This window comes from Chitinophaga filiformis, assembly GCF_021646545.1.
In the GTDB taxonomy this organism is placed as follows: Bacteria; Bacteroidota; Bacteroidia; order Chitinophagales; family Chitinophagaceae; genus Chitinophaga; species Chitinophaga filiformis_A.
The window spans coordinates 93,297-118,439 of record NZ_JAKIRP010000017.1 but is presented as its reverse complement, the minus strand read 5'-3'; the positions used below and the strand labels follow the sequence as shown (position 1 = coordinate 118,439).

Here is a 25,143-nt window from a genome sequence, read left to right as displayed (position 1 = left end):
AAATCAACCAAAACAAAAAAGCACCGCCTTCGCGATGCCTTTAATTCTTTCAGAGCAACTGCCCTATTCGTACCCAGGAACGGAGAATTATCTAACCTCATCCACAATTTGATAGCTTTTGATGTTTTAGTGAATAAACGAAAGATCTATGAAAATCAGCAGATTATATAAGATGGGCAATAAATTTAATTTCTTAATTTTGTGTTACAGAAGAATCCGGATTATGAATCAGCTTGCTACAATTTCTGAAAAACTTAATGCACTATGGGCTTTATCTAGGAAAGAATCCATTTTTTTGGATGATTTGGAGTCTGAATTCAAACAAGATCTTCAAACTTTCATTACCGGAGAGACGTTGTATTTGAAAGACGGTAAAATTGTAATTGGCCAGAATCTATATAAAAAGTGGCTCCAAAAATTGCAATCAAAAGGATTTGATTACGAGATCAACTTTAAAAATGATTGAAAGAAAGATAGAGCAAATCAACCTCCTGAAAAATCAGATATCTTCACTTCAGACCGATAAAGATTGGGATGACGCATTTTTAGAAAAGGTAAAAGTTGATTTCACATATAACTCCAACAAAATAGAAGGTGTTACCCTAACTTATGGCCAAACTATTAAACTGCTCAAAGATTTAGTCACTCCTCAGAATGCAGCTCCCGGAGAATTACTAGACTTAATAAATCATCAGAAAGTTTTAGATAATGTTTTTAAGAACTATCACGATGAAAGTTTTTCAGCTGATAATATAAAAGCTCTTCATAAAGAGCTGATGAAAGATCTTGCCCAGTGGAATGACGATAGCCTTTATAGCCCCGGTAGGTATAAGCTGTTTGAAAACGTTACAGTTAGGAGCAGTGGAAAGATCCATACTTACTTATCACCTAGCGAAGTGCCTAGTGCAATGGATAAATTAATTGATGAGATAAATTCGCGTCTTTCCAATATAGACATATCAAATATTGATAAACACCCATTGACAATTGCAACATTCTTTCACCAACAGTTTTTGAATCGAATCCATCCTTTTAATGATGGCAATGGCAGAATCGGAAGATTATTTACAAATCTTATTTTGTTGAAACAGGGTTATCCTCCAGTGTTCATTAACGATGTTGATAGAAAGGAATATTTAAATCGTTTTGAACAATCGGACATGGAAATTAATCCAATGCTCGATTTCCTTGCAGATAGACTAATTGAAAGTTTAAAAATGAAACTGGAGTTTATCCAAGATCGCCAGACATAATGCATTAATCGGAGTCAAAACAAAAAAGCCTTCCAAGTTCACACTTGAAAGGCTTTTATCATTCGTACCCAGGAACGGAGTTGAACCGTCACTCCCCTTGCGGAGAACAGGATTTTAAGTCCGGCGTGTCTACCAATTCCACCACCTGGGTATCCCGTAAACAAAAAATCCAAACTGCCTGGCAATTTGGAAGCTTTGTACTGAGCGGAAGACCGGGCTCGAACCGGCCACCCCGACCTTGGCAAGGTCGTGCTCTACCAAATGAGCTACTTCCGCTTGTATTGAAGAACTTTCCCGCTGATCAAACCCGTTGTTTTTTCGTTGGGATTGCAAAGATAGGATTTGTTTTTAAATAACCAACGAAGCCATCCATTTTTTTTCAAATTTATTTAAAATGATAGATGTAGTACAAGGGGAAACAACATCCTTCCCCCGCAAAGAAGCAAAAGAAGGATGTTGTGTACTGTATGGTACAATATTACCTAATATTATTCGCTGTCAGGAACCTATCGATCAACCCGGCGATCTTTGTACCATCTTCCTCCAAAGCAAAATGCCCTGTGTCGAGTATATGCAACTCCGCATTAGGAAGATCTTTCAAATAAGCCTTAGCGCCACTGGCAGGAAATATCTCGTCATTTCCACCCCAGGTGATCAGGGTTGGCGGCTGGTAAGTACGGAAGTAGTTATGCCATTCTTCGTAACGGTCCAGGTTTGTTCTGTAGGAATAAAACATGGCAATCTGTATATCGGCGTTACCCGGACGGTCCAGCTTACTCTGATCGTGTACCCAGGTATCAGGATTGATCCTGGTAGTGTCTCTGACACCTGTCAGGTACTGCCATTTAGTGGCTTCCAGTGAAAGCAGTCCAGCTACCACATTTCTCTTCTCTTCATTCTCAGGATCAACCCAGAACGCTTTTAGCTGTTCCCAGAAAGGAGATAATCCCTCCGTATATGCATTGCCATTCTGCACCAGCAAAGCCTGTACTTTCTCCGGATGTTTGGTCGCAATACGGTACCCAACAGGAGCGCCATAATCCATCAGATAAAGGCTGTATTTGTCCAATCCTTTCGCCGCAATAAACTGGTCCACAATCTCAGCCATATGATCGAAAGTATATTCAAACTCATTCACCAGCGGCATGCTGCTGTTACCAAAACCAGGATAGTCCGGCGCTACCAGGTGATACTTATCGCCCAGGGCGATCATCAGATTACGGAACATAAAAGAAGAGGTCGGATAACCATGCAACAGCAGCAATGTAGGCTTGTCCGGCGATCCCGCTTCACGGTAAAATATCTCCTGTCCTTCGATAGTCAGTGTTTTATACTGTACCTGGTTGATATCAATGCCCTTTGTAGCTGGCAGCGTTGTTGACTGTGTCATTGTGATAAGTTTTATGTGTTTATGATATTATGTACTAATTAGTACAAAAAAGGATAAAAAAATTTAATGCAGTACCTGTAAACTCATCTCCAGCACTTCCCTGAGATGTTCATATCCCGGATTACTTCTCCTTGTCACATTCACGCCATTCCAGAGATTGATGAGATATTTCCCCAGCACTTCAGGCTTCGCCTTATTCTTCAACCGCTTCTCCTCCTGCGCCTTCCTGATCACGTCGGTAAAGATCCCTTCCACTGATGCTAACAGCTCGGCCGCGATCAGTTTAGTATCAGCATCGCCATCCGATAACTGGACCAGCGCATTCCCTATATAACATCCCTTCATCTGTTTGCTCTTAGGATCGTCCGCGAGGGCCATAAAGAAGTCTTTGATCAGCTGTATAGGATCTTTACTAACCGATAAATCATGCAATAATTGCTTATCAAAATTGCCTGCATATTGCCTCAATGATTTCTCATACAACTCTTTCTTCCCGCCCTTAAATGCCAGGTAAAAACTTCCCTTCCCTATTCCCATGGCCTCCAGCAATTCATCCGCAGAAGCAGTCTCGTATCCCTTCGTCCAGAATACATTCACCGCCTTGTCCACTACTTCCTTCTCGTCAAATATTTTCGGTCTTCCTGCCATTTTGCTGTCATTTACAGTACGAAGATACATACTGTACTAATTAGTACAAAATAAATAGGCTTTTTTATTTTCAAAGAATTTCCGTATTTAATTATACAATGTGTAAGCCTTCGGTCTCGGCTATCAGCCGGGTAAAAATATCTGCTGCTGACCGGCTCTCCGCCCCTGCCGATGCCTGACCTGCCCATAAATTAGTGAACTCTTTCCGGTCTGCCTGCTGCGCTTTGCTCCTTAAACCGGCTGTAAGAATATTCTGTATGGGATATGGGGGTATATTTAAACCGGACTCCTCCACGGCGTCCATAAACTGGTTTCGTAATCCTCTCGCCCAGCGACCGGAGTAAGCCCTGGTCACAGCACTGTCTGTCGCCTGTGCCCGTTGTAAAGCCGTCTTATATGAAGGCATAGCGAGACTCTCATTACTTGCAATAAAGGCAGTTCCCACCTGCACCGCCTTTGCGCCCAACTGAAATGCGGCCCTTATAGTTGCCCCACTCTTGATGCCGCCTGCCGCTATTACCGGTTTGCTGATACGTGCTACCATCTCCGGTACCAATACAAAGGTGCTCACCTGTGGCAGCGGCTCATCGTCCAGGAAACTACCCCGATGCCCTCCTGCCTCTATTCCTTGTGCAACCACCGCATCTACGCCGGCCTTCTCCAGTAAAACAGCTTCCTTCACTGAAGTTGCTGTTCCTACCAGTGTAATATCACGTTGTTTGAATGCCGTTATAGTTTCCTCATCAGGTATTCCAAACGTAAAACTGATCACAGGAATATTTTCTGCTATCAATATCTCCAGCTGCTCACGATAGTTATAAAACTGTAACGCATCCAGCGATTGGCGCTCAAATACCAGCTGGTTCTCTGCACTGAACTTTTCCAGGAAATCCTGCATCGCTTCAGCATCCTGCCGGGTGTACTCCGGCACCTCATTCACAAACAGATTTACAGCGAAAGGTTTTCCGGTGATTGATTTTGTCTTTTGAATCAGCTCCCGCGTCCTGTCAGGCGATAAACCGCCTACAGGTAAAGAGCCTAATCCCCCTTTTTCCGCCACAGCTGCTACCATCTCAGGGGTTGTCACGCCAAGCATTGGAGCTTGTATAACAGGATAAATGACCTTCAGTAATCCTGTCACTTCATTTTTCCATTCCATAAACAATCCTTTTTTGGGTACCTACAAAAGTACATCAAAATAAAAGGCGGATATCATATAACTGATACCCGCCCTTGTCATCGATTGTTCTATTGTGCTAAGATCTCTTTTCCTCTCTATAAAGCACCATCCCTGCATGATAAAGTATCCCCTCACGAAATTCACCATCTGCTGTAAAACCCGTATCATCTTTGTAATCGATATGATCTCCGGTAAGCCTGTAACTGCCCTGGTATGCACTCTTTCTCTTCCCTCTTGCTTCATCATATCTTCCTCCCGGCAACAGTTCATGACGGATGTATCCATCTGCAGTCACCCACATCCCTACGTATTTATCATTATTTTCCATAGTCTTCTTTTTAAGTGCAAAATGAATTAACTCGGTAACATAATTTCTTAACAGATCATACTTGTATAGATAATCAGACGACAGCTCTTCCAGCATACGGCTAAAGATCCCACTCACTACATCATCCTGCTCTGCTGTCAGAAAGTGAACCGGCTCTCCTCCTTCCCTGAACATCGGCAACTGACCGATATTCGCTTTCATCTTCTCCGTAAAAAACGTGTCTTCAAAAACACATAAGAAACCTGTTTGATCTGCCGACAACGACTTCCATACATATGGCAGCTGCGGATCAAAAAAAAACAGCACCGAACCCGAAATATTTATACTGCTGTCTGCATAATGACAAAGGCTCTTTCCTCTTATCAGTCCGATCTTATAAAACCTCCCTTGCCCAACCTTACTATGCGAGCGCTCTGATCGCATTACATCTTCCACTCTTAGTACATTAAAATATCCCATCTCTTCTTCAGATTATCGGCGTTAAATCTTCCCTCGCTAATCTGCCATACAACAAATGATAAGAGGAAAGCCCTTGCTGTTTATGCTTCAATAGCTGTTGACACCGTCAGTTCTTTCCAGCTTTCCAGTTCTGTCTTTAGCGCTTCCATTTTTTTGTACGCCAGGTTATACGCATCTTCTCCCAGGAACAAGTGTAATGGTGGCTGTTGTTCGCTTGCGATGCGAATAATAGCTGCTGCTCCCTTCTCAGGATCGCCGGCCTGGTTGCCATTGTATGAATGCTGGTGCGCATGCTGCGATTCACGAACGGTAGTATATTCCTGTATAACGTTCTTTGGCGTTACCAGTGAATCATTAGTCAGGAAATTTGTTCTGAAATATCCCGGACCTACAATCGTTGTATGTATGCCCATTGGCTTCACTTCTTCAGCTAATGCTTCACTGAAACCATCCAGTGCAAACTTGGTAGCGCAATAAATGCCAAATCCAGGGAAGGAACCAACGAAACCGGCAATGGAAGAAATGTTGATAATATGTCCGGATCCCTGTTTTCTAAGATAAGGTAAGGCTTTCCTGATCACGTTCAATACTCCGAAAACGTTCACATTAAAGTTCTCGCGACTTTCCTCATCTGTCAGTTCTTCCAATGCACCCAGCAAACCGTAGCCTGCATTGTTTACTACTACATCTATACGACCAAATTTTTTCACGGTTGCATCAACCGCATCTGCTACACTTTTCTCAGAAGTAAGATCCACATTGAGTGGAAGGAAATTATCATCACTACCTACTGCTTTACTGAGTGCATCAACACTTCTGGAAGTTGCTGCCACCGGTAATCCCTGCGCCAGTAACTGTTTTACAATAGAGAGGCCCAATCCTTTAGAGGCGCCTGTTACAAACCAAACTTTTTTCTGTTCCATGATTTTTTTTGTTTGATACAAAGTTACTATGACTAACAGACGCGCTCATTATACCTTTCAATGCGATACTTATCACTTTCAAACATTCGGAAAAAACTCTACCGCCCTATATGCAGATGGCGTCGTAGACACCAGTCTCCTGAAAAACTTATTGAAGTGTGCAGGTTCCTCAAAACCAAGACAGTAGCTAATCTCCGAAATATTCCAATCCGTATGTTTCAACAGTGTCTTCGCTTCACTGGCCAGGCGTTCAAAAATATGCTCAGTAGTGGTACGGCCTGTAGTCTCCTTCACTGCTCTGTTCAAATGATTCACATGAATAGATAACTGCCGTGCGAAATCGTTGGCTGAACGCAATTCAAAACGCTGATCAGGTGACTCGATCGGAAACTGGCGCTCCAGCAATTCTGTGAATACGGAAGTAATACGTGACTTTGCATCACTGTGATGATACAATTTCTCTGAAGGAGATAACTTCAACGCATAATGAATGACTTCTGCTACATAGTTTGTCAGCAGGTCATACTTATACACATAATCAGACTTAATCTCGTCCAGCATCTTTCTAAAGATGGCGCTCACTTCTGCATCCTGCTTTTCATTGAGGAAATAAGCTGGTTTGCCATCCCGCGCAAACATGGGAAAATCGCTGATACTCCCACGCATTCTTTCTGAGAAAAAACCCTCCTTAAAAATGCAGAAAAAGCCAGTCGTATCTTTAGATAAGGAATGCCAGGTATAGGGCACCTGCGGATTAAAAAACATCAGCGTAGTGCCGGATACTTCCGTTGTTTTATCTGCATAGTGATAGAAACCCCGGCCACGGGAAAGACTGATCTTATAAAATGCCCTGCGACTGTAACGGGGTGCATTCTCCCCCAAATGATCCTCTAAAGTAAACACATTAAAATGCCCTACTTCCCTCTGGAGGTTAGCGGGTATTGCTATCGTTTTGCTCTGGTAAAATTCTTCCAACGTTTGTGTTTGCATGAGCTACGTTATTAACTTAATGAAATGATCTGTACTATAGGGGTAATTCCATGCTAAAAAACCTTCATGAGTCTTTCAGCAAATTTAGTTCGCCGATTTCTCCCGTTTCTTACACGAAACAAACCGATACTTGTAAAATTCAAACAATGGCCTGATCTCCCTCCCGGGAAAAGCAAGTTCCGGGTTTTCCAGCCCTGCCCCCTGCCCTACTTTTGCCAGAAAACAGGATCATGAAAACAATAGCAGCACGCCTGCAGGAAAAGGACTGGCAACAGGTAACGATAAATATGCATGAGCAGGGATATGCATTGGTCACCGGGGTACTGACCCGGCAGGAATGTGACGATCTCATCACGGCCTACAACGCAGACAATACTTATCGCAAAACGATCTCCATGGAGCGCTACCGTTTCGGTGCAGGAGAATATAAATACTTCCGGTATCCCCTGCCCGACCTCATTACACAGATAAGAGAGACAGTTTATAGCCATCTGGCGCCCATTGCCAATAAATGGATGGAGGTATTACAGATCGAACAGCAGTTCCCAGCCGTACACGAAGAATTAAAGCAACGCTGCCGGGAAAAGGGACAGGATAAGCCCACCATCCTCATATTAAAATATGGCGCCGGTGGATTTAACACCTTACACCAGGATCTCTATGGCGATGTATGGTTTCCCATGCAGGCCGTACTGTTCCTTAATGAGCCCGGAGAGGATTATACAGGCGGAGAATTTGTCTTGACAGAACAGATCCCCAGAGCACAGTCCAAAGCCAACGTACTACAACCCCAAAGAGGTGATATGCTACTCTTCACTACCAACTTCCGCCCCGCCAAAGGCAGCCGCGGATACTACCGGGTAAATATGAAACACGGGGTCAGCCCTCTTCACAGTGGCCACAGGCACACGTTAGGCATCATTTTTCACGATGCCCTCAGCTAACCCCTCCACGGTGTTTATAACAAACGGCATTAACAAAACACAATAGGACTCCGCTAGGAGTCCCAGTGTTTGTAGCGCGGGGTTTCAACCCCGGGTCCGTGTTTGTAACGCAGGGTTTCCCCCCGGGTTTCGTGTTTGCAACGCGGGGTTTCAACCCCGGGTCCGTGTTTGCAACGCGACGTTTCCCCCGGGTCCGTGTTTGCAACGCGACGTTTCCCCGGGTCCGTGTTTGCAACGCGACGTTTCCCCCCGGATTTCGTGTTTGCAACGCGACGTTTCCCCCGGGTTTCGTGTTTGCAACGCGTCGTTTCCCCCCGGATTTCGTGTTTGCAACGCGTCGTTTCACCCATGATAGCATATTCCCCCGGTACCTAACGAGCCTCCCCCAATATCAATACAATAAAAAAAGGATCGGGTGCGATTATCTCATACCGCACCCGATCCATATAAATAACTCTAAACAAATCTATATCTCCACCACGATCTTACCCGTCGCCGTGCGATTTACGATAAGCGTATGCGCCTGTTCTGCCGTCTGCAGATGAAAGTGACGGGGATCCAGCAGTGGTAATATCTGACCTGCTTCCGCCATCCTCGTTGCTTCCCTTAAGATGGCAGCGTGATGTTCTCTTCCCATGCCTGTGAGCATAGGCAATAATGTGAAGACGCCCGAATAGGTAGCTCCTTTCGAAGATAATGGAGCCAGGCTATGTGAACCCCATCCCAGAGAACTGATCACATGTCCGTCTATCGGCTTTACAGCCTCAAAGGAAGCATCCAGCGTAGCGCCGCCTACGGTATCAAATACAATATCAAAACCCGCTCTATGAGTGTAGTTATCCACATATTGGGCCACGCTCATAGTTTCGTAGTCGATATATGTAGCTCCCAGCCATTCAACCACTGCTTTCTTACCATCATTGTCAGTAGCATATACATCAGCACCAAAGGCAACTGCGATCTGTATGGCCATTTGTCCTACTCCTCCGGAACCGCCATGTATGAGTACTTTCTGTCCGGCAAATACTTTCGCCTTATCTACCAGTCCTTCCCAGGCGGTAATGAATCCCAGTGGGATGGCGGCAGCTTCCCGCATCGTAAGGTTGACCGGTTTCCTGGCAATCAGTTCTGCATCCACAGCCACGTACTCTGCCAGGGAGCCCTGTAATCCGGCTACACCTCCGGTCATGCCATACACTTTGTCGCCCGGAGCAAAGCCTGTCACACCTTCACCGACTTCCACTACTATGCCCGCCATATCAATCCCCAGAATAGCAGGTAATGGCTGTTTCACTAATTCTGCCTGCCCTGCTTTAATTTTCGCGTCCAGCGGATTTAAACCACTGGCCTTTACTCTTACCAATACTTCGCCATGATCTGGTTTGGGCCTGTCTATTTGCGCATATACAAACGGGTCGCCATAATTCTCCAGAATGAGCGCGTGCATGTGATCATTTTTCATAGTCTTAGCCGGTTAATCTTTTTACTGATCTGTTGTTTATAAACTCCAATTACGTGCACACATTATCTGTAGCTATAGTTGTTGCTGAACAGGCAAGTAATTGCCCACACAGGAAATAGAACTGCCAGATGCCATGGCCACGTCTCTATACTAAAAAGTGTTCCATTCAATAACAAACTGATTAACAATTAGTTGAGACTATGCCAAGATGACACTGTGACCATATATCGCAATTATTCCGGTGATTTGACGATATATAACATATCAGAAAGATCACTATCTTACCTAAATGAAACACCTGTTGCTCTCTCTATTGCTGTTAAGTGCTACCACACCGCTTTCCGCACAATCAAAGACCAGTAAAAATGCGGTATATTTTCCCGCAAAAGATGTCTGGCAACACCGCTCGCCCGCCGATCTTGGACTGGATACTGCAAAACTGGCAGCTGCCATACAGTTTGCGAAAGACAATGAAACCAAAGCACCCCGTAACATGGAGATAGCACAGGCACTGAGTTTCGGAAAAGAACCGTTCAGCACAGGTATCGGCCCTTTCTCCACCAGAGGGGACGCCACTGGTGTAATTGTTTATAAAGGTTATATCGTGGCAGAATGGGGCGAACCAACACGCGTGGACATGACACACAGTGTCACCAAAAGTTTTCTTTCTGTAGTGGTGGGATTGGCAGTCGATAAAGGTCTTATCCGCAGTGTACAGGATACCGTGTCACATTATGTGCCGCCCATTGAAGTATATAATCCTGTAGCCATCGGTCCGGGCGCAGAGCAACTGGGACAACCACAGTTGATATACCCGTTTGCAGGCCCACATAATAGTGTACTGACCTGGGATGTTATGTTACGGCAAACAAGCGACTGGGAAGGCACATTATGGGGTAAACCTGATTGGGCTGACAGACCGGAGGGAAATGCGTCAGAGTGGATGACAAGAAAGCGGAATGTACCTGGTGCTGTATGGAAATATAATGACGTAAGAGTAAACGCCCTCGCCCTTGCCGCTACCAGCGTATGGCGTAAACCATTGCCCCAGGTGCTGAAAACAAATATCATGGATGAAATAGGCGCTTCCAATACCTGGAGATGGAATGGCTACCGCAATTCCTGGATCGTACTGGATGGCAGTGCCGTACAATCTGTCAGTGGCGGCGGACACTGGGGCGGCGGAATGTTCATCCATGCCTATGATATGGCCCGTTTCGGCCTGCTCACACTACACAAGGGTAACTGGAACGGAAAACAACTCATCTCCGAAAAATGGGTAAAACAATCCCTCACACCTACTACAGCTAAACCAACATACGGGTATATGAACTGGTTCCTGAATACAGGCAAGGAATTACTTCCCAGCGCTCCTGCAGATGCATTTGTACATATCGGTAACGGTACAAACCTCATCTACATAGACCCCGGTCATGAACTTGTTGCTGTCGTGAGATGGATAGAAAATAAATCCATGGATGATATGATCAGACATATCCTTGCCGCCTTCAGACAGTAATGCTATCAGGCGTTTACTGCGTCCAGCGTGAACAGACGGCCCATGCTGATGCGGGCAATCCTGAAATTACGCCATTGCTGACTGTTGCATTCCAGAGGAGAGATATTTTCAATGAGCGTTTCGAGCCGCTCGAAATATATTCTGTTGTTCGCTGTGTTTTCTGCAAATGCAGATATGATGCTAGCTACTTCTGTATCGCTAAGGGCCTGTTTCAGTTGCTCAATTACTAATAACGCCTGTTCGCTAATTCTCATTTGTACAGTTTTTATTACCTGGCTTACCCATCCTTCGAAAGCGGATAGATGTTTCATTTTGCTGTATTCGGTCGCAAATATACCTTCTACTCTTTAACATACCAACACATTAAAGAGAAGCTGAATATATTGAACAAAAACGTTATATTTGCTACACACCAAACCTATACTTTATGAAAGCCATATTCTTCCTGCCTGTTCTGCTGATCAGTGCCTGGTGCAATGCACAGGATGGTCTATATCCCTATGCAGAAAAAAACAAATGGGGGCTTACCAATAAAAAACATGCGGTTGTAATAGAACCTCAGTTCGACAGTATACACCTGTTTGAAGGTGAATATGCACGGGTTGAGAATAATAAAAAAGTGGGATTGATACACTCTTCCGGCAGAATTGTATATCCCTGCTCCTACAATGATATGCCTTTTGTATCGCCAAATGGTATGGCCATCGCCAAAGTACAGAAAGGTTATATCCTGCTGGACCCTTCTACAGGTAAACAAAAAGGAACGCTTGTATTTGAATTGCCCGGTATGACGCCAATGTCTAAAACAGCGAACCTCCTGCTGGCTAAAAAAGAGGGTTCTGTAGGAATTGTAAATATGACCACCGGTGAACCAGTCTCTAAAAAATTCCCTTATGACGATGCAGAATTTTTCGATGAAAAGTCATTGAAGGATTATGTGATCGTCAACATCGATGATAAATATGGCGTAGTGGAAGCCCTGACCGGTAAAGAGATCATCCCCGCAACATATAGCGAAATAAAGGGAGCGTCTGACGGTACACAGGACCTTATCAAAGCTACCACTGAAGATGAACGTGTGGTTTATTTTGACGCCAGCGGCAGACCAGCATCTGCTGCAGTGACAAAGGCAGCGAAAAAGGTGGAAGATGATATGAATAAAACCAGTTCAGCGGGCAGCCTGAAAGATGATTCCAAAAAAGACCTGCATATTTATAAGCTGGCAAATGAAAAATGGAGGGTCACACTGGAAGAACGCGTGTTTCAGCAGCCGAAAGTGCTGGACAGTATCGACATTAACGGGTATACGCAGCTGGAATATATGTCCTATCGTGCAGGCCTGGCCAAATATCCGGGTAAGATCAAAGCGGTAAAAAATGGCAAGGCAGGTGTGATCGATATGAAAGGCAATGTACTTATCCCATTGATCTATGATGACGTGACCTACCGTGAAGACAACATCGGCCACTATGCCTTCGTAGAAACGAAAGTAGGCAACAGGGTGGGTGTAATTCCGGCCGAATCAATGAAAGAACTGAAAAAGCCGGTCCTGGCACGCGTAATTGACGAAGATGTGAATCGCCAGGCGTTGCTGGTACAGGTGGCCAGTGGCACAAGAGGTTATATGGACAAAACAAGCGGCGAAATCTATATCCCGGGATATAAAGAATAGTTGCTTCAACGATCATACAGGCAAGCCGTCTTCAGAATATAGCTGAGGCGGCTTTTTTTATTGCCGTGAATTTGGCACTTTGGTATTAATCTTCCAGCAGCGATTTCACCAGCGCCTTCCACTGCAGTTTCGAAATGCCTATAGCTCCTCCTGCCCCTATCACCGCATTACGGATTTTATCCTTCATTTCCTGCGCATCCGTATTTGGCACTTCATTCCTGCCGTATACGGTAGCTGTCACCTCTTCACTATCCCTGGTGATCACAAAAGAACTGGTAGCTTCTTCTTTCAGGAAATGGGCTGTACCGGCATGTTTCTGCAAAGGATGGCCTGTAGGCCTTGCCCTGATAAAAAATACCTGTTGCCGGTCATTCAGCCGCACGTCTTCCAGCTGTTCTATCAACACCCAGTCGTAACCCTTACCCACACTGTTGCCCGGCCCAGGTATATCAATACGGATATACAAACCGGCACTTGCAGGGCCATCCACCTCTTCGCCCAGTTTATCCACCAGCTGAAATTCTGAAGATAAAGCTCCACATAATTTTCCCCACCCGTTAATATTCTGCAGCCTTCTGACAGCACGCTCAAAAATTGCAACAGCGGCCTGTTCATTGCCCGCCTGCCTTTCTGCGGACGTTTCCGTTTCTTCTCCTGTATATTGCACCGGGATGAATGGCGCTGAAATATGATCTGGCATACAATTGATTTAGGTTAAATACTATTAAAATTTTATGCCAGAACAAACACAGCTGATATGGATAATCCGGTACCAGTCATTCTAACGATCAATTGTGGCTCTTCCAGCCTCAAGTTTGCACTTTTCGACCTGTCTTCCGTAAAACTGATCAGCCAGGGAAATATTCAGGACATCGGCAGGGATAGCAGCATCCGCCTGATGGATGCAATGGGTCATGAGGAACGTGTCGACCAGCCCATGGCTGACCTCGATGCGGCCATACAGTTCCTGCTGCAGCTACTGAAAGAAAGTTATAGTCCCTACGCGGTTTATGCTATCGGCCATAGGATCGTACAGGGAGGAAAGGAACATTACCTGCCTGAACTGATAACAGCCAACCTGCTGCAGACATTCGAAACACTGATCCCCTTAGCGCCTGGTCATTTACCGGCTGAAATAACAGCGATACGCGCATTTGAAGATGCTTATCCGGGCATTCCACAGGTGGCCTGTTTTGATACGGCTTTCCATAAAGACATGCCTTTTGCTGCGCGGCATTTCGCGCTTCCAAGACACCTGTGGGATGATGGTGTGATCAGATACGGCTTTCATGGCCTGTCGTATGAGTACATTTATCAACAACTGAAGCAATTCGCACCACAGGAAGCCAACGGCAGCATTGTTATTGCTCATCTCGGTAATGGCGCCAGTATGGCCGTGGTAAAGAACGGCAGGAGCCTGGATACAACGATGGGACTAACTCCTACCGGCGGACTGGTAATGAGTACCCGCTCTGGCGACCTTGATCCCGGTGTGATCCTTTATTTGCTGAAGGAAAAACATTTCATCAGTGAACGGGCGCTGAATGAACTACTGAATACCCAGTCCGGATTAAAAGGCATTTCCGGCGGCGCATCAGATATCAGAACCTTACTTGAACAGGAAAACAAAGACCCGCGGGCAGCCGAAGCCATCCAGCTATTCTGCTACCAGGCAAAGAAATACATCGGGGCATTAACGGCCGCTGCGGGCGGTATAAATACACTGGTATTCACGGGTGGTATCGGCATACATGCCCCGGTTATCAGAGAAAGGATCTGTGAAGGACTCGAATACCTGGGCATTGCAGTGGATCCTTTTCTGAATGATGATAAGAACGACATTATCTCTCCTTCCGGTAGCCGGGTCACCGTCCGTGTAATGGCAACCAATGAAGAACGCATTATTGCACAGCATACACAAGAATGCCTGCAGTCACACAAAACCACACAATATGGCAACTCTCACACATGAACAGGTACATGACATCCATGCCTACTGGGAAGCATCCAATTACCTTGCCGCTGCACAGATTTACCTGCAGGCTAACCCATTACTGAAAGAACCCCTGTTACCTGATCATATTAAGCCCCGGCTACTGGGGCATTGGGGCACTTCGCCAGGTCTCAATTTCATTTATACACATCTTAACCGCTTAATCAGGGACACCAATGCTGATATACTGTTTGTATGCGGGCCCGGACATGGCGCTCCTGCTGTATTGGCCAACACTTACCTGGAAGGCTCCTATACAGAGACCTATCCTGACATCACACAGGATGAAAAAGGAATGAAACTGTTCTTCCGCAGGTTCTCCACTCCCGGTGGCATTCCCAGTCACGTAAGTGCACACACGCCCGGCTCGATACATGAAGGCGGAGAATTAGGCTATGCCTTAGTCCATGCTGCAGGCGCCGTAATGGATAATCCTGATCTCATAGCTGCCTGTGTAGTAGGTGACGGTGAAGCTGAAACGGGACCGTTGGCAGGCAGCTGGAAACAAAATTGTTTTCTTAATCCTGTACGCGATGGCGCCGTCCTGCCTATCCTGCACCTGAACGGATACAAGATATCCGGGCCTACTGTGATGGGGCGTATGTCAGACAATGCACTCGCCACGCTTTTTAACGGTTACGGCTATGTCACTTTATTTGTAAAGGCGGAAGAAACGAACGCCATCCACCAGGAAATGGCAGTAGCACTGGACGCTGCCTATAAACAGATCAGGGAAATACAGGACGATGCCAGGAATGGTAAAAAACGCCAGGAAACACTTTTCTGGCCGGTGATCATATTACGATCTCCCAAAGGATGGACGGGTCCTGTTATGTGGAAAGGGAAACGCATCGAAGGCACCTTCCGCTCTCACCAGGTGCCACTGCCGGATGTAAAACAAGACCAGGACCAGCTGGCTTTGCTGGAACAATGGCTGCGCAGTTACCGACCGGAAAAACACTTTACGGAGGATGGCCGCCTTCTGCCTTCACTGGCCAGACTGGTGCCGGCGGGCGACAAGCGGATGGGCTCAAATCCCTATGCTAACGGGGGTAAGACAGTCCAGCCGCTGGACATGCCCGACTTTACACTCTATGCAGTGGAAGTCACGCACCCGGGTGTTACCATTGCAGAAGGCACCAGAGAACTGGGCAAGATGCTGAGAGACGTGTTCAAGCTGAATGATGACAGTAACAACTTTCGTCTGTTCTGCCCCGATGAAACCACCTCCAACCGGCTGAATGCCGTGTTCGAAGCTACCGACCGCTGTTTTATGGAACCCATGCTGGACAGCGATGATCATCTCTCTCCTGATGGCAGGGTCATGGAAGTACTGAGTGAACACCTCTGCCAGGGATGGCTGGAAGGCTACCTGCTCACAGGCAGGCATGGCATTTTCCCTTGTTATGAGGCCTTCATTACCATTGTGGACTCTATGTTCAACCAGCATGCAAAATGGCTGAAACTGTGCCTGGAAATCCCCTGGCGGAACGATCTGCCCTCGCTCAACTATCTGCTCACCTCTCATAGCTGGCGGCAGGACCACAACGGGTATAGTCACCAGGGACCAGGCTTCATTGATACCGTTGTGAATAAGAAGAGCTCCGTCATCCGCATCTACCTGCCGCCTGATGCTAATTGCCTCCTTTCAGTAATGGACCATTGCCTGAAAAGCAGGAACTACGTTAACCTCGTTGTGGCAGGCAAACAGCCAGCCTTACAATGGCTGAACATTGCCGAGGCGGCGGCGCACTGTGCACAGGGAGCCTCTGTATGGGAATGGGCAGGCAATGACAATAAAGAGAAACCCGATGTGGTGCTGGCATGCGCCGGCGACGTACCTACACTGGAAACTGTTGCAGCGGCATGGTTACTTCGTAAACATATTCCCGACTTAAAAGTGAGAGTAGTGAATGTGGTGGACCTGATGGCGCTTTCTCCCCGGGACTATCATCCCCATGGAATGGACGCTGCCCTCTTCACGGAACTGTTCACAGATGACGCACCTGTCATATTTGCATTCCATGGCTATGTAAGGATCATTCACGACCTCGTACACGGACGGCCCGATCCCGCACGGTTCCATGTAAGAGGATTTATAGAGGAAGGTACCACCACCACACCATTCGACATGGTAGTGCTGAATAAGATCAGCCGCTTCCATCTTGCCATTGCGGCTATACAAAGAACAGAAAGGGCACTGGAAAAAGGTGATGTAGTAATAAATCATTTTGAAGATAAATTACACATGCACAATATATACATCCGGGAATGCCTGGAAGATATGCCTGATATTAAAGACTGGAAATGGGAAGATGCCGTATAAAAATGAAAACACCGGAATAGGACTATTCCGGTGTGCTGCTTAAACCTACAACTGTTACATTATCTGTAATCAAATATTTTTCTACTACAAAAGTAAGTGAGCATTTTTGTATAGCCGCTGTACGAAAGCTGGATTTTATTGGACAAATCGCGGATTTTTATCAAAACCATTTCATTTTCACATATATCAGAACTTTATCTAAATGAAAACACCGGAATAAGATTACCCCGGTGTACTACTTAAAACCTACAACTGTTACACTGTATGTAACAAAATCCTGAGATCATTATTAGTTAAATATTCAACTATTAGGTCAAAAAAAAGCTACTCCTCTTCGAGATTGCTTTTGATAACCAGTAATGATCTTGTTACGTTCTTAATGTAATCTGCAGATAGCCCTTTGCTGACCTGCGCATGTAATTCGTGTATGATGGGGATGAGCAGGTCGGTTACCCGCCGGCCTGCTTCCGTCATGTGTATGATTTTGTTCCTTCTGTCATTGGGATCTTCTACTCTCATCACTAATCCTCTTTTGGTAAGATTGTCCAGGAGGTAAGTAATGCTTGTTTTATCCTTATTCAGCAGATTGGCAATTTCCTGTTGATTGATCTCACCCCGCTCCGTTAAAGTGCTGATAACCTGTAACATTTCAAAGGTCAGGTCGATATTCTGTTCCCGCAGCCGGCGTTGTACAAAATGCCGCATAGCGTCTCGGACGACTGATACAGCCTCTCCCAATGCCTTTATATGAACGATATCTTCAGGTGATTTCACGCACTAAAGTAATCATAAATTAGTTAAACCTACAACTATTTTTCAAAATCCTCCATAGACAGCTGTCCATTACACATGCCACCCGCTTTAAGACCGCCGGCAGCTGCTGCCATCACCTGATGAAACATAGGATGGGCCACATCTCCGGCAGCAAATACGCCCGGTACAGTTGTTTGCTGGAACTCATCTACTTTAATAGATCCGGCCTCTTCCAATTCACATCCCAGCTGAACAGCCAGCTCATTGTTAAACTGCATCCGGACAGCCCTGACGTAAGCGGCTTGCTTATGATGAACCGTTCCATCTGCCAGCACCAGCCTCATGCCATCTCCTGCATCTTCCACTGCTGTTACCGGCGTTTCTATCAGCCCTATGCCCTGCTGCTGCAACTTTGCCTGCTGCTCTTCAGAAAATGCGCTTTTCCCATTAGTAAAGACCGTCAGATCTTTATTCAGGTTACGAACTATCGGAATCAGATGATAGGCCATATCATCATTGCCGATCAATGCTATAGGTGTATTCTTTGCTTCCCAGCCATGACAATAAGGACAATGGATCACCTTGTTTCCCCATAAAGCCTGTATGCCGGCGATCTCCGGTAAAATGTCTTTCACACCTGTTGCGATAATTACTTTCCGGACAACAAAAGTTCCTCCCGATGCCGTTTCCAGCCGGAATGCACCATCCTCTTTTGCAGCTGTTATCACTCTCTCCTGCGCTATGGTGACAGAAGGATATGCTTTCAGCTGTTCCCTTCCGATAGCGAGGATCTCCAGTGGCGATACGCCGTCCCGTGTAAATACATTATGTGCATGTGCTGCCGGTCTGTTGCGTGGTTCGCCTGTGTCGAATACTACTGTTTTGCGTATAGAACGACCAAGTATTAAAGCGGCGGCAAGTCCCGCGGATGCTCCACCAATAATGGCGACGTCAAATTGCTGTATATTCTTCATTCGGTAAAAGTACGAACGAAGGATTTTGCCGGTATAGGATTAAGTACGGATTCTATAGGACAAATCAAGGGTTATCAGAAATACCTCGCACATCGTGTGTTATCCACCTTGTTGTTGTGCGGGAATAAAATACCGATGGATAGCTCATGTGAGCCCCGCTGGTACCGTGATATACCATTCGTGGAAAGATCATAGGAGTAACCCAGCCGCATATTATCCGACACAAATACTTCTGTCATAAGGCTGACAGCCGTACCAGGATCAACTGATGAAGTCAAGGCTGTTTTCCCCCCGAGATTCACACCCGCCCTGTAAGAAGCTCCCAGCCACAGACGTTCCTGTAACAGTACAAAAACATTGAGGTCAATATTGGTAGGGCCTTTCAGGTCTTCCTTGATCATTACGGAAGGTTTCAGTTTAATATCGTTGTTAAGATATATCACCGTTCCGCCACTGAGATAGATATGCCGGGATTTACGCAAGGTGGAGTACAATGTGCCGTTACCGAAGTACATTTTACCGCCGGTATAGGCAGAGAACAGGTCCATGACAGAAAAGCCGATAAACGTTCTGTAGGTATTATAATAAATACCGAAACGGGCATCAGGCACAAGCGTACTTTGTTTACCGAGTGTTAATGCAGGATCGTCCGCATCTACATATTTACGGGAACTGCCATCAACCGCATATTGTGTTGCGCCCAGGCTCAGACCGATGCTCAGACGACTGTCATTTGCCATCGGTATACGGTAGGCATAAAAGCCGTAAAGCGCAATAGACTCCTGCGGACCAAGACGGTCCCAGGTGACTTGTCCGCCTAAGCCTACCCTTTTCGTATATACATCTGTAACGCCATCTACTGCAATGGTACCTGTTTGCGGCGCGCCCTCGAAACCAGCCCATTGCTGACGATAAGTGCTGTGCAGATATAATTCTTCCCTGTATCCCGCATAGGCAGGATTTACACTCAACCCATTAAACACATACTGACTGAACTGCACATCCTGCTGCGCCTGCGCCATGCAGGCCAGTAAAAAGGAGATGAACAGTAAACAAGCCCTTTTCATAATATTATTTTTGGATCAGCTCTATGTATCCCTTATACACTTTTACGGTACGGGACATATTGATCTTCAGTACATAATAATAAATCCCTGCAGATAACCCCGCTCCTCCCCAGTTGTTACCATAGTTGCCAGAGTAATACACCTGGTTGCCCCAACGGTTATATACTTCCAATACAGAGCCCGGGTATTGTTCTATACCTCTCACCATGAAATAATCATTCTTACCATCACCATTAGCCGTCACTACATTCGGTATATAGAGATCGGGAGAGATCTCCACCGGCTTGATAGTCGCAGCATTATTGCTCTCGTCAGGATCGGGTTCCTGTCCGGATACTACTGCCGTATTTTCCAGCAAGCCGCCCCTGGTAATGCGGGTAGTGAATGACAACTGCAAAGGTTTATTTACATACACCGTGTCGATGGTCCATACAACCTGCCGCGTGCGGGTATTGAAGGTGGTATTGCCACCAGTAGTAGTGATATTCACCACATCCTCGAGCATATTGGAAATATCATCTGTCACAATCACCTGTGTAGCATGATCCAGTCCCTTATTATTTACCGTGATCGTGAAGGTTGCTTCATCGCCTATTGTTGGCGCATCTACGATGGTAATGGATTTAATAATGGACAGATCAGCAACAGTGCTGTTCCTGTAAGTAAGGTATTTGGTGCAGTTACCTTTACTGTAAGGATCTGTTACAGTAACAGTGATCGTGCCCGTACCAACTACATCGGGAGACAGTGTGCTGAAGTTACCTTTGGCATCAGTGTGCGTGGTTGTAAAACTGCCATCAGGATAAGTAACGAGAATATCGGCGCGCGGCATAGCCTTTCCTGAGATAGTCAGCAAACCTCCTTCCTGCTTCACAGGATCGTTGACTACAAATACAGGAAATAGTTCTGTCAATGTTACATTAATAGATGATGAACATCCATTCTTATCAGTCACCGTTACACTGTATTCACCTGCCGGCAGATTGGTGATCTTGTTGTTGGTGGCGCCTGTACTCCATACTACGCGATAAGGCAGCGTACCACCTACAGCAGTCAGTGAGAGGGAGCCTGTACTTTCCCCGTGACAGGTAATATCTTTCGGTGTTACAATCAGTCCGATAGGACCGGGAGCCATTACAGTGACCGTGTCCGGCGCTGAAACACAACCTTTCTCATTCATCACCTGCACACTGTAATTGCCTCCATTGAGGTTGGAAAACGTATTTGCTGTTCCCCAGTTGCCATTCAGGGCATACTGATAACCACTGCCTGGCGGCTGTATAATAATACTGCCATCATTGCTGTTATTGCAGGTTGCAGGTGTGCTGGATGCACTGAATGTTGGCAATGGCGGTACTACCATTGTAAAATCAGTTGTATTGCTGCAACCACTTGGCGTAGTGACCTCATAAGTAACAATTGCTGTACCAGGTGCTATTCCTGTTGCATGTCCTGCAGCATCTACCGTCAGCACCTTGTTATCACTGCTGCTCCAGGCTCCTCCGCTGGTAGCGCTGGTGAGAGTAGCGCCAAGGTTGTCAATACATATCATATTGTTTCCGGTAACAGGTGCCACAAAAGGCTTGCCTTCTACTGTTACGGTTGTTGTGGTACTATTTGAGCAGGTACTATTTTTGAAAAAATAGGTTACTGTATATACACCAGGCGCACTCGCACTAAGATCAAGTGTTCCGGTCTGCGCATCAATCACCAGTCCGGCTGTGGTACTGAACAGCCCACCGATAATACCGGTCTGTATTACATCAGCAGTACCCGTAAAACAATACACTGCACGTCCGTAGGCAATGGTTGCTGTAGGAAGTGCATTCACTGTAATAGTATCTTCTGCACTGCTGGTACAGCCATAATTGTCTGTAACGGTATAAACAATAGCAACGGTCCCTACTGATATTCCTGTTACTACACCTGCAGCATCTACCGTAGCGATATTGGTATTATCACTGCTCCAGGTACCAGCTGCAGTAGCATTGTTCAGTGCAATCTGTTGTCCTTCGCACACAGCAGCATCGCCGGATATAGCAGCAATAAGCGGCAGGCCATGGATATTTATATCAGCTGTTGTTGTAGCGGTACACTGTCCGTCGCTGAATGTATAAGTTACTGTATGTGTACCCACACTACTGTTCTGCAGATCAATTGTACCGGTAGCAGCGTCAACGATCAATCCGGCGGTGCCGCTGTATGTTCCACCTGCAATGCCAGTTCGGGCGACAGTAGCGATGCCTGTTGCACAAACATCTGTGGGATAACTGATAGCCGCAACTGGCGGCGGATGAACAGTCACTGTATTTGTAGCTGCTGAAGACGTACATCCACGTGCATCAACAGCGGTCGCAATGTATGTATAGCTACTGCCAGCAGTAGTGGGAGCAGCAGTAGTATTTTGTAATTGATCATTCGTAATGGCTGCTCCGGCAAGTGGAGATGACGACCACTGATAAGTATAGGGCGGCAGGGTATTATCTGCTGTTGCTGACAATGTTACTGCACCGCCTATACAAATGCCCGTGGTACCGGCTGTTGCCGTAACTGTTGGCCGTGCATATACCGTCATGGTAGTGATAGCCGTTGCCTGACATCCTGTAGCATCTGTCACTGTATAAGTAATATCTGCATAGCCTTCGCTGATGGCTGATATTTTTCCGGTAGCGTCTACAGTAGCGGCTGTGGCATTATTGGTGGACCATACACCACCACTGGTAGTATTGGCGATAACACAGGTATTGCCGGCGCATATCCCCGGCGTTGCAGGCGTCAGCGTACTGGATGGCAGTACACCAGCCATCGGAATGATCGCTATATCATCCAGGGCGAGATCGTTCCCGTTACTGCCACTGGCATTATTTCGCAGGAAGATATCAGCGGTACTGCCAGGTGCATTGAAGGTAAATGTATACGATGTCCATCCATTGCTGGTAACAGGTCCTGTGCTAAAAGATGAGATCACAAGGCCATCTGTACCGACCAGTCCCGCAAGGATATCAGGTTTAACCGGAGCTGCCGGATTGGTGTTCGCCACCCAGAAGCTCAGTTTATACGGTTGACCGGTAAGCAGGTTGGTAAGCCTTTTCCGGTAAAAGACTTCTTTCTGCGCAGTACCGTTAATCAGCATCATATTACCTGTGCCGGTAGTATGATCGGTCAGTGTACCGGTATTGTTAGTTGTATTGATGGTGTAATAACCATCGCTGATATTGTTGTTGTTCTGATAGTGATAAGAGGTGGTAACAACTGGCGATGATGATGCAGTACCAAAATCTTCCGTTGATATCACACCGCATGCCTGCGACATGGCTATTGGCGATAGCAATGCCTCACGCACCACCACATGTACTACCTCTCCTGCTGTCACATTGATGGTTGACTGGGATGTGCTGACGGACGCGGTAGAATTACCAGTAGGATCGTATAGCAGAATACCATCCAGGCTCCAACCGGCAGGTATTACTGCCGACAATGTGTAAGTCCCGGCATCTACTGGTAGTATAATAACATTTCCTTTATAAGGAAGCCGTGGTCTGTCGTCATCTATCCAGATACCCTGCGCGGGCGTACGTGTATAAATTGTTCCCGCTGCATTGGATGCGATAGATGTACACCATGCCTGCCCCGCAGGACCAGCGGTAGTATGATTGAGGAATGTATTGCCTGTTGCATCGGATATCCAGGTAGTACCACCGCCCCATTTGCTGCCATTGGCATAAATTGTTCCGTCATCGTCAAAGGCGACATCACTTGTGCCGGGACTGCCAATATTCGTAGCAGTTCCTCCCGTAAATGGCAAGGTATATACGTTCCCGCTGTTGCTGTAATAAACAATCCTTCCCGATGAAGGCAGCATATCCAGGCGGGTGGCAGCACCTGCGGGAGCCAGTACAGTCCAGGCATCGGTATAAGGAGCTGATACCCCATCATTTTTCCAGATACTGCCATCATGTGTCACAATTGCAATGCGGCCCTCACCATATGTAATGTCCGCTGCTTTCAAACCGCCATGTCCAGCTGCCGTGTATATAACCTGCTGATTACTACCATCAAAGAAATATGCGTTGCCGTTAGCATCGATATTAACGAACTGTCCCGGCCCTGCACCGTCCAGCGAGGTACCGGTCAATCCGGTAGCCGTCCACTGACTGCTGCCAGCAGGTCTGTGATATATCTGTCCGGATAGTTCCATAGACGCCCATAACTCTCCGTCTCCCAGCCCGTTAGCAGTGATGCCATGACTAGCGCCTATATCGTAAGTGCGGTCAGACACAAACGGCTGATCGTTCAGATAAAAGTCAGGAACAACTGTTGGCCCCCCGTTCACAGTGAACTGAAAATCAGGAGATGATTCTTCATTTAGTGCGCTGACATGTACGTAGATATATCCTTTTTGTGCTAGTGTTGTTGATACAAGAAAAAATACCGGCGACAAAGTTTTCAATAATCCAATGGCAATTCGATTCATAAGTAATTGGGAACTAGATGGATCCCTCATGAAGTAATCCACTAACTATACACAACCTGGTTTCTAATTTAGATATATTTATGATATAAATATAATATGAATACAAATTATTATACCTGTAACAGGAACAGTATACACGAAACCATTGAGTTATATTACTTTCCGTGATTTCATAAAAAAGCCATTTACCGGTTGCCGTATCACCGGAACGGCCTGAATATTGCAGGTATTCATTACCGGTATGACCGTATTTCCCTAAAACAAATTTTTAAACATTTAACGATGAAAAAGCTCACCCTTTTCCTGTTTACATTACTGATTGTTACAGGCGGCATTTTCGCACAAAGTGCGGGAGACAAAATAATTGGTTCATGGCTGAACGAAGAAAAAGATGGTAAGATTGAGATCTATAAAAGCGGCAACAAATATTTTGGCAAGCTGATTTGGGGGAAGAATATGTATGAACCAGACGGCAGTTCCAGAACAGATATCAAGAATCCTGATCCGAAGTTGCGGCAGCGTAAATTACAGGATCTGGTACTGCTGACCGATTTCACGTATGACGACGGTGAATGGGAAGGTGGAAAGATCTATGATCCCAAGAGTGGAAAGACGTATAGTTGTGTGATGAAGTTCAAGGGAAATGTATTACAGATCAAAGGTTATATCGGCATTACCTTACTGGGCCGTACTACAATATGGACAAAAGCTTAAACACTATAAAAAAGCCAGGCAGGCCTGGGAAGGCGGCGTTTGATGAACGACCGCTTTCCTCAACCTGCCGGCCC

21 protein-coding genes and 2 tRNA genes are annotated in these 25,143 nt (G+C 46.0%); 8 read left to right on the top strand and 15 right to left on the bottom strand.

Annotation, left to right across the window (positions count from 1 at the left end; translation table 11 throughout):
• Positions 1-148 precede the first annotated feature (148 nt).
• Positions 149-466 carry a hypothetical protein gene (locus L3C95_RS29635; protein WP_236393890.1) on the top strand — a complete coding sequence of 106 codons (318 nt, stop codon included), beginning with the start codon at positions 149-151 and terminating at the stop codon, positions 464-466.
• A complete protein-coding gene (locus L3C95_RS29630) occupies positions 459-1,253 on the top strand; it encodes a Fic family protein (protein ID WP_236393889.1) in 795 nt (264 codons plus the stop codon). The genes L3C95_RS29635 and L3C95_RS29630 overlap by 8 nt, the downstream gene beginning before the upstream one ends.
• Before the next feature lie 65 nt (positions 1,254-1,318).
• On the opposite strand, the gene L3C95_RS29625 is transcribed toward L3C95_RS29630, so the two are convergent.
• From L3C95_RS29625 to L3C95_RS29590, 8 genes are all read right to left on the bottom strand, one after another.
• A tRNA-Leu gene (locus L3C95_RS29625) sits at positions 1,319-1,404 on the bottom strand.
• Between the two features lie 52 nt (positions 1,405-1,456).
• A tRNA-Gly gene (locus L3C95_RS29620) sits at positions 1,457-1,529 on the bottom strand.
• A gap of 202 nt (positions 1,530-1,731) precedes the next feature.
• Entirely contained in the window at positions 1,732-2,643 is a 912-nt protein-coding gene (locus tag L3C95_RS29615; protein ID WP_236393888.1) for an alpha/beta fold hydrolase, read from the bottom strand.
• A gap of 63 nt (positions 2,644-2,706) precedes the next feature.
• Positions 2,707-3,321 carry a TetR/AcrR family transcriptional regulator gene (locus tag L3C95_RS29610; RefSeq protein ID WP_236393887.1) on the bottom strand — a complete coding sequence of 205 codons (615 nt, stop codon included), beginning with the start codon at positions 3,319-3,321 and terminating at the stop codon, positions 2,707-2,709.
• Between the two features lie 61 nt (positions 3,322-3,382).
• Entirely contained in the window at positions 3,383-4,450 is a 1,068-nt protein-coding gene (locus L3C95_RS29605) for an NAD(P)H-dependent flavin oxidoreductase (RefSeq protein ID WP_236393886.1), read from the bottom strand.
• 97 nt (positions 4,451-4,547) lie between these two features.
• The gene (locus L3C95_RS29600; RefSeq protein WP_236393885.1) at positions 4,548-5,258 is read right to left on the bottom strand and encodes an Atu4866 domain-containing protein; all 711 of its coding nucleotides are present in this window, start codon (positions 5,256-5,258) and stop codon (positions 4,548-4,550) included.
• 80 nt (positions 5,259-5,338) lie between these two features.
• On the bottom strand, positions 5,339-6,181 hold the full coding sequence (locus tag L3C95_RS29595; protein ID WP_236393884.1) for an oxidoreductase: 843 nt from the start codon (positions 6,179-6,181) through the stop codon (positions 5,339-5,341).
• Positions 6,182-6,259: 78 nt separating this feature from the next.
• Entirely contained in the window at positions 6,260-7,171 is a 912-nt protein-coding gene (locus tag L3C95_RS29590) for a helix-turn-helix domain-containing protein (RefSeq protein ID WP_236393883.1), read from the bottom strand.
• Between the two features lie 230 nt (positions 7,172-7,401).
• Here L3C95_RS29590 and L3C95_RS29585 point away from each other — a divergent pair, with 230 nt between their 5' ends.
• Positions 7,402-8,115: a 2OG-Fe(II) oxygenase gene (locus L3C95_RS29585; RefSeq protein WP_236393882.1), complete on the top strand. Its 714-nt coding sequence runs from the start codon at positions 7,402-7,404 to the stop codon at positions 8,113-8,115.
• A 466-nt stretch (positions 8,116-8,581) separates the two neighbouring features.
• On the opposite strand, the gene L3C95_RS29580 is transcribed toward L3C95_RS29585, so the two are convergent.
• The gene (locus L3C95_RS29580) at positions 8,582-9,577 is read right to left on the bottom strand and encodes a zinc-dependent alcohol dehydrogenase family protein (RefSeq protein WP_236393881.1); all 996 of its coding nucleotides are present in this window, start codon (positions 9,575-9,577) and stop codon (positions 8,582-8,584) included.
• 289 nt (positions 9,578-9,866) lie between these two features.
• Here L3C95_RS29580 and L3C95_RS29575 point away from each other — a divergent pair, with 289 nt between their 5' ends.
• Positions 9,867-11,096 (top strand): serine hydrolase domain-containing protein, encoded by a 1,230-nt coding sequence (locus tag L3C95_RS29575; RefSeq protein ID WP_236393880.1) that lies wholly within the window; start codon positions 9,867-9,869, stop codon positions 11,094-11,096.
• Between the two features lie 5 nt (positions 11,097-11,101).
• On the opposite strand, the gene L3C95_RS29570 is transcribed toward L3C95_RS29575, so the two are convergent.
• Entirely contained in the window at positions 11,102-11,407 is a 306-nt protein-coding gene (locus L3C95_RS29570) for a hypothetical protein (RefSeq protein ID WP_236393879.1), read from the bottom strand.
• A 116-nt stretch (positions 11,408-11,523) separates the two neighbouring features.
• Between L3C95_RS29570 and L3C95_RS29565 the strand changes: the two genes are divergently transcribed.
• Positions 11,524-12,768: a WG repeat-containing protein gene (locus L3C95_RS29565; RefSeq protein WP_236393878.1), complete on the top strand. Its 1,245-nt coding sequence runs from the start codon at positions 11,524-11,526 to the stop codon at positions 12,766-12,768.
• 85 nt (positions 12,769-12,853) lie between these two features.
• On the opposite strand, the gene L3C95_RS29560 is transcribed toward L3C95_RS29565, so the two are convergent.
• Positions 12,854-13,468: a hypothetical protein gene (locus tag L3C95_RS29560; RefSeq protein ID WP_236393877.1), complete on the bottom strand. Its 615-nt coding sequence runs from the start codon at positions 13,466-13,468 to the stop codon at positions 12,854-12,856.
• A 57-nt stretch (positions 13,469-13,525) separates the two neighbouring features.
• Here L3C95_RS29560 and L3C95_RS29555 point away from each other — a divergent pair, with 57 nt between their 5' ends.
• Together L3C95_RS29555 and L3C95_RS29550 are read left to right on the top strand one after the other, a co-directional pair.
• Complete coding sequence (locus tag L3C95_RS29555) at positions 13,526-14,740, top strand: acetate/propionate family kinase (protein WP_236393876.1); 1,215 nt, start codon at positions 13,526-13,528, stop codon at positions 14,738-14,740.
• Positions 14,721-17,087 carry a phosphoketolase gene (locus tag L3C95_RS29550; RefSeq protein ID WP_236393875.1) on the top strand — a complete coding sequence of 789 codons (2,367 nt, stop codon included), beginning with the start codon at positions 14,721-14,723 and terminating at the stop codon, positions 17,085-17,087. Before L3C95_RS29555 ends, L3C95_RS29550 begins: the two co-directional genes overlap by 20 nt.
• A 324-nt stretch (positions 17,088-17,411) precedes the next feature.
• Here L3C95_RS29550 and L3C95_RS29545 read toward each other — a convergent pair whose 3' ends face one another.
• The 4 genes from L3C95_RS29545 to L3C95_RS29530 all read right to left on the bottom strand — a co-directional run bounded on the left by L3C95_RS29545 (position 17,412) and on the right by L3C95_RS29530 (position 24,355).
• Positions 17,412-17,861 carry a MarR family winged helix-turn-helix transcriptional regulator gene (locus tag L3C95_RS29545; RefSeq protein WP_236393874.1) on the bottom strand — a complete coding sequence of 150 codons (450 nt, stop codon included), beginning with the start codon at positions 17,859-17,861 and terminating at the stop codon, positions 17,412-17,414.
• Between the two features lie 35 nt (positions 17,862-17,896).
• A complete protein-coding gene (locus L3C95_RS29540; protein ID WP_236393873.1) occupies positions 17,897-18,814 on the bottom strand; it encodes an NAD(P)/FAD-dependent oxidoreductase in 918 nt (305 codons plus the stop codon).
• Positions 18,815-18,888: 74 nt separating this feature from the next.
• Complete coding sequence (locus L3C95_RS29535) at positions 18,889-19,881, bottom strand: type IX secretion system membrane protein PorP/SprF (RefSeq protein WP_236393872.1); 993 nt, start codon at positions 19,879-19,881, stop codon at positions 18,889-18,891.
• A 4-nt stretch (positions 19,882-19,885) separates the two neighbouring features.
• On the bottom strand, positions 19,886-24,355 hold the full coding sequence (locus tag L3C95_RS29530; RefSeq protein WP_236393871.1) for a gliding motility-associated C-terminal domain-containing protein: 4,470 nt from the start codon (positions 24,353-24,355) through the stop codon (positions 19,886-19,888).
• 282 nt (positions 24,356-24,637) lie between these two features.
• On the opposite strand from L3C95_RS29530, the gene L3C95_RS29525 reads away from it, so the two are divergent.
• Positions 24,638-25,069 (top strand): DUF2147 domain-containing protein, encoded by a 432-nt coding sequence (locus tag L3C95_RS29525; protein WP_236393870.1) that lies wholly within the window; start codon positions 24,638-24,640, stop codon positions 25,067-25,069.
• Positions 25,070-25,143 lie beyond the last annotated feature (74 nt).